Below are 10605 nucleotides of genomic sequence, written 5' to 3'. Positions count from 1 at the left end.
CATGGCTTGGAGGGTAGAATCTGTCATGGCGTATCCATTTGTGTTGGTTGAAATCTTGGTCGTGATCAATCAACAGGATACGCCACCCTTCCTTCTGTCCTCCATACACAACATCCGACTATATCTCAAAGCGTTTTGGCAGATGCGCGTTGGCTTTTCGGGTTTTCCAGCGGGCGATAGCAATCACTCGCCTATCGCCTGATTAATGCTGCCGATCTTCAAGCTTGAGTAAGTTCAGCGCGGTCATTGACGCGTTGAAATGGAAGTGCAGCGCCTTTTCCTTGCGTGCCTGACAGTCGTTCAACCCCAGAAACTGCTTGGCATCGCGAAACAGAAACCAATCTGGAAACGCGCCTTGTCGTACGTCACTAATGTCATGGCGTCCAGCGACGTATCCGTCGAAAACACCAAGTCGGTTTCCACCTTGCTGCCACAACGCTTGACTAAATACACCACCCGCAGATCGCGTTTGAAATGCGCGCTGTTCACAATAGCGGTATACACCTGCGTCTCGTTCATGTTGCCTGCTAGCGTGAATCGACTTACGTCACCAAAGCCCACCTGTTAGTGGCCAAGTAAACTGACCCTGTAATGGCCAACGCTGTTGGCCCACCCCGAGGTAGCACTGCTGCCACCATCCACCTACCGTGTCGACTCAGCCAAGAGTCGGGACGGAGACGTGAAGGACTGGGGAATGATTCACAAGATCAAAGCACTACATGACGACGGACAGGGGCTGTCCATCCGTGTCATCGGCCATGCGCTGGGCATCTCCCGCAACACCATGCATAAGTATCTGCGCCAGGACATGGCGGCGATAGAGGCGGCCCAGTCGAACCGGGAGCGGGAGAAGAAACTTGATGCTCACCGTGACTACATCGCCTATCTGCTGCGCACCTTCCCGCGCCTGAGCAGCGTCAAGGTCGCCCGCAAGTTGCGTGAGAAGGTCGGGGAACTGTACGTGTCCGAGCGCTCCCTGCGCCGCTACGCCCACCCCCATCGTCAGTCGTCAGTCGTCAGTCGTCAGCGCCGCTATTACGAACCGGTACTCGACATGATGCCCGGCCTGCAGTGTCAGGTGGATCCCGGTGAACTGCGTGAGGTTCAGATCGGTGGCGAGCCGCGCACGGTCTACTTCGTGGTGTTCGTGCTTTCCTACTCGCGCCTTTCCTACGTCGGCGTCAGCTCTGCGCTCGCCTGCGCGACGCCATGCCGCGCCATTACAAGGAGCAGCTGCAGGGGGAGGGGGCGAGGAAGTTACTGGAAGGCGAACAAAGCGGCGCTTGACCTGGCGCTGATCGGCGACTGGGTCACCCGCGAGTGCCTCACCGCCAGTGGTCTGAAAACACGCCTGGAAGCGGCCCGACTGGCCAAGGCGCCAGGCCAGCTTACCCAGCGACAAGCGGTTGGAAGGCTTCGACTATCGGCACCAGACCACCATCACCAAGCGTCAGGTTAACGCCCTGCTCGACTTCGCCTTCCTCGACAACCGCGAGAACCTGGTGTTCATCGGGCCACCGGGCGTGGGCAAGACCCACCTAGCCATCGGGATCGGCCAGAAGGCTATCGAGGCGTGTTACCGAGTACTATTCCGCAATGCGCTGGATCTGGTCGAGGAACTGGAAATCGCCGAGATGAAGGGCGAGCTGAAGAAGGCGCTCCACAGGCTCGCCAAGGTAGACACCCTGGTAATCGACGAGCTGGGGTACTTGCCAATGGGCCGTCAGGCGCGCTACGCGTTGTTCCAGTTGATCAACCGGTTCTACGAGCACCGGTCGCTGATCATCACCACCAACAAGGACTTCACCAGCTGGGGGGAGTTCTTCCACGATGACAACGTGGCGGTGCCGATCGTCGATCGGATCATCCACCACTCGCCTCTCTACCTGCTCGGCGGGGAAAGCTACCGGCTGAAGCAGAAGACGCTCAGCTGACGATCACGGGTGGGTCAAAATTAATGACCGCTAGGTGGTTAATTCTGATGGCTATTGATACCACCCATCGGCGCCACTCATGACAGCACAGATGCACAGCAGTAGAATCTCTTCCAAGGGGTATGGCTTGTTTTTGTCGGCGCAAGAGTCCTTGATGAGCGATAGATGGGGAATCAGATCCGAAGACATATCACACCTCATCTTGTTGAAGATGAGGTAGGTTACGTAACTACCTGTCTATACGAAACCGATTATTCGGGAGCCCTGCTTTTTTGAGACTGGACATCTGCTACAAGACCGTGTTGACTACTTCCGTGAAAGCCTGTGCTCGGGTCGTGGTGTTGTCAGAGACCCTATTATCTGAGCATCAGGCTTTCTTTAAAACTGTCCGAACCATTGATCCCTGACGTCTTTCAGCAAGGTCACTTTCCGAAAAACGTAGAGTGACCAGTGTGATCTCTGTTTACCCTGGGCTTATCAAAGGATGTTTCACGTGAAACATATATAATTGATTGACGTTATCTGACTGTCCGAGACCCTCAATGTCTTTACTTCCCGAACGCTTAATCATTCTCGACCGTGACGGCGTCATCAATCAAGACTCTGATGCTTATATCAAATCACTCGCAGAATGGATCCCCTATCCTAGTGCTATTGACGCTATGGCTCGGTTATATAAAGCAGGCTACACCCTTGCCGTGGCAACTAACCAATCGGGCATTGCACGCGGCTATTACGATGAAAAGACGCTTGGGACGATGCATAAGCGCTTACAAAAGCTTGTCAGCAACGCAGGCGGTGAGATTGCTCATATTGCTTACTGTCCCCATGGTCCCGATGATATCTGTCACTGCCGTAAGCCACTGCCAGGGTTACTTGAGGACATCCAGAAAAAACTTGGACGCAAAACACTAGAAGGAAGCTGGATGGTTGGCGATAGCTTACGCGATTTGCAAGCGGGTGAAGCGGTGGGCTGCCACTCGATATTGGTCAGAACGGGGAAAGGCCAAAAAACCGAAGCGAAGGGAATAGGTTTAGAAAAAGCGCAGGTATTTGATGATCTAAGCGCTTTTGCAGACTGGCTAATTAACGAAAATCCTGTGTCCTAAATTGAACGGGTACAAGGCTGTAAGCCTTGTACCCGTTGTTTCAATGACAAATGTTTCACGTGAAACACTTAAGCTGTCATTTAAATATCGAGGTTCGCAACCAGCGCATTAGATTCAATAAAGTCTCGGCGCGGCTCTACCTCATCGCCCATTAAGGTATTGAACATCATATCAGCGGCAACGGCGTCTTCGATATTGACGCGCAGCATACGCCGCGTCTCTGGGTCCATGGTGGTATCCCAGAGCTGATCAGGATTCATCTCACCCAACCCTTTGTAACGCTGCACGGAAAGGCCTCGCTGGCCCTCTTGCATCAACCACTGCAGCACATCGGCAAACGTGGATACCGACTTCTGGCGCTCACCTCGAGCAATGTGGGCGCCCTCTTCTAGCAAGCCGTCTAGGGTCTCACCTAACGCCACCATTGCGGGATAATCTAAGCTCTCGAAGAAATCCAGTCCCCACGTATAATCCGTGGTCACCCCGTGAGCAATAAGTGATACGGCAGGAAGTAGCAAACCACGCTCGTAATCTTCTTTGAGGTGGAAGTGATAGCGCGGGCCACCTTCATAAGCGACCTGATCATCCATGGCTTTTTGCAGCTCATCGATCCAGTTTTGCATGGTCACGCGATCTTTCAGGCTAACTTCACCGTCTAGACGCGACGCGTGCACTACCTGCTTAAGCACTTCGATAGGATAAACGCGCGATAACCGGTCAATGCGCTTCATGACGTTGCGGTATTGATTCACCAACGCTTCCAGCTGCGAACCGGAAATACCCGGCGCATCGGCATTCACATAGAGACGCGCACCATCAAGCGCGGTGGTGGTCAAGTAATCCACCATCGCCTGCTCATCTTTAAGATAGAGCTCCTGCTTGCCGCGCTTAATCTTATAAAGCGGTGGCTGGGCAATGAACACGTGACCCCGCTCAATCAGCTCCGGCATCTGACGGAAGAAAAACGTCAGCAGCAACGTGCGGATGTGCGAACCGTCAACGTCCGCATCGGTCATGATGATGATCGAGTGATAGCGCAGCTTATCCGGGTTGAACTCTTCACGACCAATACCGCAACCTAGCGCGGTGATTAACGTACCCACCTCCGCAGAAGAGAGCATTTTATCAAAGCGGGCTTTCTCAACGTTCAAGATTTTACCCTTGAGCGGTAAGATCGCCTGAGTGCGACGGTCGCGCCCCTGCTTCGCACTGCCGCCAGCTGAATCACCCTCCACTAAATAAATTTCTGAAAGGCTTGGATCTTTCTCCTGGCAGTCGGCAAGCTTACCCGGCAGCCCGGCGATGTCTAGTGCGCCTTTGCGTCGCGTCATATCGCGCGCTTTACGCGCCGCTTCACGTGCGCGTGCCGCATCCAGCATTTTGTTGACGATCGCTTTGGCCTCATTCGGCTTCTCGATCAAGTAATCCGAAAACAGACGCCCCATTTCCTGTTCAACAGCGGTTTTTACCTCGCTGGAGACAAGCTTGTCTTTGGTCTGCGAAGAAAATTTCGGATCAGGTACTTTGACGGAGATAATCGCCGTCAAGCCTTCCCGCGCGTCATCACCCGCCGTACTCACCTTAGCTTTTTTCAGCAGCCCTTCCGCTTCGATATAGTGGTTAAGGGTGCGGGTCAGCGACGCACGAAAGCCCGCTAAGTGAGCACCGCCGTCACGCTGAGGAATGTTGTTGGTATAACAGAAGATGTTTTCAGTGAAGGCATCGCTCCACTGCATCGCCACCTCAACTTCAACCCCATCTTCACGTATGGCGTTGAAATGAAATACCGGATTCAATACGGTTTTGTTCTTATTGAGGTGATTAACAAAAGCTTTAAGGCCACCCTCGTAATGAAAAAGCTCCTCTCTTCCGCTGCGTTCATCTGTTAGGCGAATCGCAACGCCCGAATTTAAAAACGACAGTTCCCGCAGGCGCTTAGCCAAAATGTCGTAGTGAAACTCGATATTGGCAAAGGTTTCAGTCGATGGGCGAAAGTGCACCTTGGTACCGCTTTGCTCGGTTTGCCCTACAACGGAAAGAGGCGCTTGTGGTACGCCATGGCGATACACCTGCTCAAACACGTCGCCTTGGCGCCAAATCGTTAGGCGCAGCTCTTCTGAAAGTGCGTTAACCACGGAAACGCCCACCCCGTGCAAGCCGCCGGAGACTTTATACGAGTTATCATCAAACTTACCGCCTGCGTGCAGCACGGTCATAATCACTTCAGCTGCGGAAACGCCTTCTTCTTCGTGCAGCTCGGTCGGAACACCGCGACCGTTATCAGTCACCGTGACTGTTTCATCTGGGTGAATAATCACGCGAATTTCACTGCACTGACCTGCCAGCGCTTCATCGATGGAGTTATCCACCAGCTCAAACACCATGTGGTGTAGCCCGGTGCCGTCGTCGGTATCACCGATATACATGCCAGGACGCTTACGCACTGCGTCCAGCCCTTTGAGCACCTTAATGCTTGATGAATCGTAAGCTTGCTCGCTCATTGACTAATCACTCCATCGTGAAGTCTATTTGTCCGTATCGCCTTGTTTATCTGACACCGTTGTCAACACTGAGTCACAATGTGCTATCGCTCACCAGTTGACTTAGCGTCGACAGGCTTTCTCCTGCCAACGCGTTTTCCTGTTCAATATGTTTCACGTGAAACATTTGCACCGTGGTGCCAGAAAGCCATCGGTTATTTAAGGCGGTCGGTTCGACGCTGGTAATAAATGCTTGGCACTGCATCGCTTCAAGAAGTTCGCAAAACCGCTGGCGATGCTTTTCATCAAGCTCAGCGGGCAAATCATCAATTAAATACACGCAGTGCCGATTGACGCTGCTTTCCAAAAATCGCCCTTGAGCAAGCTTCAACGCGCTCACAACAAGTTTCTGTTGACCTCTGGAAAGCACCTCGATTGCCGGTTGCTTGTGGATTTTAATCCGCAAATCCGCGCGCTGCGGCCCTTGCTGGGTAAACCCCATTTGCTGATCGGTTGGGCGGCTTGATGTCAATACGTCGGCCAAAGCGCGCTTTTTATCCCAACCGCGTGCGTAGTGAAGTGTTAACCCTTTCATCGGCAGCAGCGTCGAAAGCGTGTCTTCAAAAACGGGTAAAAATGCGCTAAACCACTCTCGCCGCCGTTGATCCATCAGCTCACCACTATTGGCTAGCTCATGCTCCCAAACGTCCAGCTCATAAGGGGCTATTCTACCACGCCTAAGAAGGGCATTCCGATGTTTCAACGCCCGACGCGCCCGCTTCCACAGCGTTAGGAAGTCATGTTTCACGTGAAACACACCCCAATCGAGAAATTCACGCCGGCCCGCGGGCGAACCTTCAAGCAACCGAAACGCATCAGGGTTAATCAACTGAAGCGGCAATGTTTCTGCAAGCTCGGCCAGGCGGGTATTTTTATTGCCTTTTAAGCGTAGCTCCAGCTCACGCTGGTCGCGCAAGCGGCGCACGCCAAGGGTGCTTGGGGGGTCCCCGGATAAACGCGCAAACAACGTCATCTGTGCCGTGTCCTGCTGAATCGCATGCTTGAGCTGACGCGTTCTAAACGAACGCCCCATCCCCAGAATATGAATACCTTCAAGCAGGCTCGTTTTGCCGCTACCATTGAGACCACTAATCACGTTAATACGTGCGCAAGGTGCCATCGTAACCGGCGCAAGGTTTCGCAGCCCCTGAAAATTTAACAGCTCAATACTCATTGCCGCTGCCAATAAATACACGAAGGCGGCGTCCCTTCTAAAACAAGAGACACCGCCATAACAATATTCGAATCCAGCATCACGTTAATGAGTTGAGTACTTATAACCGCATGGGCATCACAACGTATAGCGCATCCCCTCCACCGGGCTCTTCCATTAGCGCGCTACTGTTGGGGTCGGCGAACGTCATCTGCATACGCTCTTCATCAAGCACCGTTAGCACATCAACGAGATAACCCACGTTAAAACCAATCTCCATCGAGGGTCCGTTATATTCGACGGCAATATTTTCCTCGGCTTCTTCTTGCTCGGGATTATTGGCCATTACCTTTAAGTTGTTAGGCTCTAGATAAAGCCGAACACCCCGGTACTTTTCGTTAGATAGAATCGCCGTACGCGATAGCACTTGACGTAACGCGGCACGCTCTGCCAATAACACTCTGTCGCCGTTGCGCGGTACAACACGCTCGTAATCCGGAAATTTGCCGTCGATTAGCTTAGACGTGAAGGTGAAATCGCCGGTATGCGCACGGATATGCGTAGAACCTAGCGTTAAGCTCACTGGCTCATCGCTATCGTCCAAGAGGCGTGCAAGCTCAAGGATTCCTTTGCGTGGCACAATCAGCTTGTGTGGCTGCTCAACGGTCACCTCGACTGAGCGCGAACACATCGATAAGCGGTGACCATCAGTGGCTACAGCGCGTAACAAATTGCTTTGGATTTCCAACAGCATGCCGTTGAGATAGTAGCGCACATCCTGCTGCGCCATCGCAAAAGACGTCGACTCAATCAGATGTTTCAGCGTACCCCGCGGAACGCTAAGCTCTTGGCTGCCTTCGTTATCTTCAATGTTAGGAAACTCGGCTACCGGCAACGTCGACAGCGTAAAACGTGAGCGACCACTGCGAAGCACCGCACGTCCTTCTTCTACCGCTAGCTGTATTTCGGCCTGCTCCGGCAGCGATTTACAAATATCCATCAGCTTACGTGCCGGTACAGTCGCTGCCCCTTCCTGCTCAACGTGACTGGCCACCGTACGTCCCACCAGCTCAACTTCTAAATCCGTGCCGGTAAGGGCGACTTGATCGCCTTCGATTTCGATCAGCACATTAGAGAGCACGGGAAGCGTTTGTCGGCGCTCGACCACCCCGGCCACCAATGTTAGCGGACGCAGCAGTGCCTCACGGGAAATGGAAAATTTCATCGGCGCTCCAAAAATAGTCGGTGACACGGTTGTCGATAACAGATTAGATCGATAACAGATTTAGTCGGTGATTAGCTAGTCAGTAAGCGCAGCAGGTTCTTGTAGTCTTCACGGATATCCGCGCTTTCTTCTTGCAAGGCTTTTACTTTACGGCAGGCGTGCAATACCGTCGTGTGATCCCGCCCACCGAAAGCATCACCAATTTCCGGCAGGCTATGGTTAGTGAGCTCTTTGGCCAACGCCATCGCCACTTGCCGTGGGCGAGCAACCGAACGCGAACGCCGCTTGGAGAGCAAATCTGCAATTTTAATTTTGTAATACTCAGCCACAGTACGCTGAATATTATCCACACCGACCTGCTTATCTTGCAGCGCGAGCAAATCTTTTAGTGATTCACGGATAAAATCCTGGGTGATTGGCTTGCCCATAAAGTGGGAATCGGCGATTACTTTCTTTAACGCCCCTTCTAACTCGCGCACGTTGGAACGAATCTTTTGGGCGATAAAGAAGGCCGCATCGTGAGGCAAATCCACTTTGGTCTGCTCGGCCTTTTTCATCAAAATGGCCACGCGCGTCTCAAGCTCTGGTGGCTCAATGGCAACGGTCAACCCCCAACCAAAGCGAGATTTTAAGCGCTCTTCGACGCCACTAATCTCTTTGGGGTAGCGGTCAGAGGTCAGGATCATTTGCTGCCCACCCTCTAACAGCGCATTGAACGTATGGAAAAACTCCTCTTGAGAGCGCTCTTTACCGGCGAAAAACTGAATATCATCAATCAGTAACGCATCCACACTGCGATAAAAGCGCTTAAAGTCGTTAATCGCATTTAGCTGGAGGGCTTTCACCATATCGGCAACAAAGCGTTCAGAGTGTAAGTACACCACCTGCGCATTCTCGCGCCGGACGGCCAGCGCATTGCCTACCGCGTGCATTAAGTGAGTTTTACCTAGACCCACGCCACCGTATAAGAAAAGCGGGTTGTAAGCCCCACCGGGGTTTTCTGACACTTGGCGCGAGGCGGCTCTCGCCAGCTGGTTAGATTTACCTTCTACAAACGTGTCGAAGGTGAAATTGGGGTTTAAGCCGCTATTGTGTTTCAGCCCCCCTTCTACCTGAACTTGGCGCTCCTTGGGGCGCCTTGACGCCTGCTCTTCGCGCAGCTGATCAATCTCGCGCTCGTCGGCGATATCGCCGCGCGGCGGTGTGCTCACTGCCGGTGCTGACGGTTGTGTCGGCGATGCGGAAACCGGGTTACCAAGATCACGCGGCTGGGGTTGCGCAGCAGCTACGCGGCGACTACCTACCGTTAAGCTCACTTTTGGCGGTTTGCTCGGCGCAAGCTCTCGTATCAGTTCGCTAATACGCTTGGCATACTTGTCACTCACCCAATCGCGTACAAAGCGATTAGGCGCTAACAAGCGCAGCTCGTTGGACTCCCCCTCCTCTGCTTGAAGGGGACGTATCCAGGTATTGAACTGCTGTGAATTCAGTTCGTCCTGTAGATAGTCCAGACACTGTTGCCATAGCGCGAGAGACACTCAACTCACCTTCGGTTGAAAACGGCCGAACATTGTAGCGCCCCAAAAGCCAGTTATCCACACAGCGCACCGCTAAATATTTTCTGTGGATAACCCTCTTACCAAGTCATAAACACCCCTTGAATAAGCATGGTAGGCTTTTTAATAGCCGCGATTTATCCTTGCTTTTGCACCGCTTTCCCACAGCTACTCCCCTGTTAAATAACCGCTTATCCACACATTTTTAAATCATCTAAATAATTGTTAATAAATGATTAAAACCACTTATCCACAAATCATATCCCCACTATTAATAACAGCTATATTTAAATAATACTATTATAGTAATTACAGTGTCATTTTGATCAGAACGAAGCATAACGGCGCATAACACCATCACGGTGGCTCGACAAAAAAATTGCACCTATCGCGGTAAGGCTCTACAATTTCCGGTCTTGAATTGGATCTCCCTATGCCAGTGCCTGCTGGTTTAGGTCTCTTAAAATCGACATTCTGTCCAAAAACCACGTGGGAATAACGAGTTATGAAACGCACTTTTCAACCCAGCGTTCTTAAGCGCAAGCGCGCGCATGGTTTCCGTGCTCGTATGGCAACCAAAAACGGCCGTGCCGTGATCTCACGCCGTCGTGCCAAAGGCCGCAAGCGTCTGAGCGCCTGATTTCGGATTGCGTGTGCTCAGTCAAGGCTATCCTCGGCGCTTACGACTACTCAGCCCCGAGGATTTCCGTCACGTTTTCGAACACGCTGATCTTAAAGTTCATGGCAAGGGTATGATGGCACTAGCACGCTGGAATACTCTCGGGCATCCCCGACTTGGGCTTGTGGTCAGCAAAAAGAATGTGAAGCTTGCCGTGCAACGCAACCGTTTCAAACGGCTCGTACGGGAATCTATTCGCTTACGCCAACACCAGTTACCTGCGGTTGATATCGTGGTTCTGGCACGACGAGGCGTTGATGATCTCGATAACGAAACGTTACATCGCCAGCTACACGGCATGTGGAAACGTCTGCAGTGCGAAGCGCAACGTGACGCTTGACGGCTACGTTTTACCGCTCGACCTCGGCCTGCCGCTTGGCAGGCTTTTGTGTGTCATAGGTCGAGTAAA

The 10605-nt window shown here is 52.5% G+C and carries 11 protein-coding genes and 1 pseudogene; 6 read left to right on the top strand and 6 right to left on the bottom strand.

Annotated elements, in window-relative coordinates:
* On the top strand, window positions 1-202 hold a 202-nt coding region (locus tag M8006_RS12675), incomplete at its 5' end, for a hypothetical protein (RefSeq protein WP_250082742.1).
* Window positions 203-300: 98 nt separating this feature from the next.
* On the opposite strand, the gene M8006_RS12670 is transcribed toward M8006_RS12675, so the two are convergent.
* Window positions 301-519 (bottom strand): hypothetical protein, encoded by a 219-nt coding sequence (locus tag M8006_RS12670; RefSeq protein ID WP_250082740.1) that lies wholly within the window; start codon window positions 517-519, stop codon window positions 301-303.
* 175 nt (window positions 520-694) lie between these two features.
* Between M8006_RS12670 and M8006_RS12665 the strand changes: the two are divergent.
* A pseudogene (locus M8006_RS12665) lies at window positions 695-1186 on the top strand (IS21-like element ISCARN89 family transposase); the annotation flags it as partial.
* Between the two features lie 220 nt (window positions 1187-1406).
* Window positions 1407-1934, top strand: a complete 528-nt coding sequence (istB, locus tag M8006_RS12660; RefSeq protein ID WP_284047047.1) for an IS21-like element helper ATPase IstB — start codon at window positions 1407-1409, stop codon at window positions 1932-1934.
* 51 nt (window positions 1935-1985) lie between these two features.
* Here istB and M8006_RS18410 read toward each other — a convergent pair whose 3' ends face one another.
* Window positions 1986-2123: a transposase family protein gene (locus M8006_RS18410; protein WP_430886828.1), complete on the bottom strand. Its 138-nt coding sequence runs from the start codon at window positions 2121-2123 to the stop codon at window positions 1986-1988.
* 353 nt (window positions 2124-2476) lie between these two features.
* On the opposite strand from M8006_RS18410, the gene gmhB reads away from it, so the two are divergent.
* The gene (gene gmhB / locus M8006_RS12655) at window positions 2477-3043 is read left to right on the top strand and encodes a D-glycero-beta-D-manno-heptose 1,7-bisphosphate 7-phosphatase (protein WP_250082738.1); all 567 of its coding nucleotides are present in this window, start codon (window positions 2477-2479) and stop codon (window positions 3041-3043) included.
* 80 nt (window positions 3044-3123) lie between these two features.
* Here the strand turns inward: gmhB and gyrB are convergent, their stop codons facing one another.
* From gyrB to dnaA, 4 genes are all read right to left on the bottom strand, one after another.
* Window positions 3124-5544 (bottom strand): DNA topoisomerase (ATP-hydrolyzing) subunit B, encoded by a 2421-nt coding sequence (gyrB, locus tag M8006_RS12650; RefSeq protein WP_250082736.1) that lies wholly within the window; start codon window positions 5542-5544, stop codon window positions 3124-3126.
* 73 nt (window positions 5545-5617) lie between these two features.
* A complete protein-coding gene (gene recF, locus M8006_RS12645; protein WP_250082734.1) occupies window positions 5618-6757 on the bottom strand; it encodes a DNA replication/repair protein RecF in 1140 nt (379 codons plus the stop codon).
* A 100-nt stretch (window positions 6758-6857) separates the two neighbouring features.
* Window positions 6858-7961, bottom strand: a complete 1104-nt coding sequence (gene dnaN / locus M8006_RS12640; protein WP_250082732.1) for a DNA polymerase III subunit beta — start codon at window positions 7959-7961, stop codon at window positions 6858-6860.
* Between the two features lie 71 nt (window positions 7962-8032).
* Window positions 8033-9499 (bottom strand): chromosomal replication initiator protein DnaA, encoded by a 1467-nt coding sequence (dnaA, locus tag M8006_RS12635; protein WP_250082730.1) that lies wholly within the window; start codon window positions 9497-9499, stop codon window positions 8033-8035.
* A 523-nt stretch (window positions 9500-10022) separates the two neighbouring features.
* Between dnaA and rpmH the strand changes: the two genes are divergently transcribed.
* Together rpmH and rnpA are read left to right on the top strand one after the other, a co-directional pair.
* Window positions 10023-10157, top strand: coding sequence for a 50S ribosomal protein L34 (gene rpmH / locus M8006_RS12630; RefSeq protein ID WP_009101657.1), 135 nt, complete (start codon window positions 10023-10025; stop codon window positions 10155-10157).
* A 13-nt stretch (window positions 10158-10170) separates the two neighbouring features.
* A complete protein-coding gene (gene rnpA, locus M8006_RS12625) occupies window positions 10171-10536 on the top strand; it encodes a ribonuclease P protein component (protein WP_250082729.1) in 366 nt (121 codons plus the stop codon).
* Window positions 10537-10605: the final 69 nt, after the last annotated feature.

The organism is Halomonas llamarensis, assembly GCF_023555005.1.
Taxonomy (GTDB): domain Bacteria; phylum Pseudomonadota; class Gammaproteobacteria; order Pseudomonadales; family Halomonadaceae; genus Vreelandella; species Vreelandella llamarensis.
Note: the sequence above shows the minus strand (reverse complement) of the source record. Positions and strands in the feature narration are given on the sequence as shown.

Excerpts from the sequence above, each read along its gene's own strand:
- rpmH (WP_009101657.1), top strand. The coding sequence starts at position 10,023 with ATGAAACGCACTTTTCAACCCAGCGTTCTTAAGCGCAAGCGCGCGCAT.
- recF (WP_250082734.1), bottom strand. The coding sequence starts at position 6,757 with ATGAGTATTGAGCTGTTAAATTTTCAGGGGCTGCGAAACCTTGCGCCG.
- M8006_RS12670 (WP_250082740.1), bottom strand. The coding sequence starts at position 519 with ATGAACGAGACGCAGGTGTATACCGCTATTGTGAACAGCGCGCATTTC.
- dnaN (WP_250082732.1), bottom strand. The coding sequence starts at position 7,961 with ATGAAATTTTCCATTTCCCGTGAGGCACTGCTGCGTCCGCTAACATTG.
- gmhB (WP_250082738.1), top strand. The coding sequence starts at position 2,477 with ATGTCTTTACTTCCCGAACGCTTAATCATTCTCGACCGTGACGGCGTC.
- gyrB (WP_250082736.1), bottom strand. The coding sequence starts at position 5,544 with ATGAGCGAGCAAGCTTACGATTCATCAAGCATTAAGGTGCTCAAAGGG.
- M8006_RS18410 (WP_430886828.1), bottom strand. The coding sequence starts at position 2,123 with ATGTCTTCGGATCTGATTCCCCATCTATCGCTCATCAAGGACTCTTGC.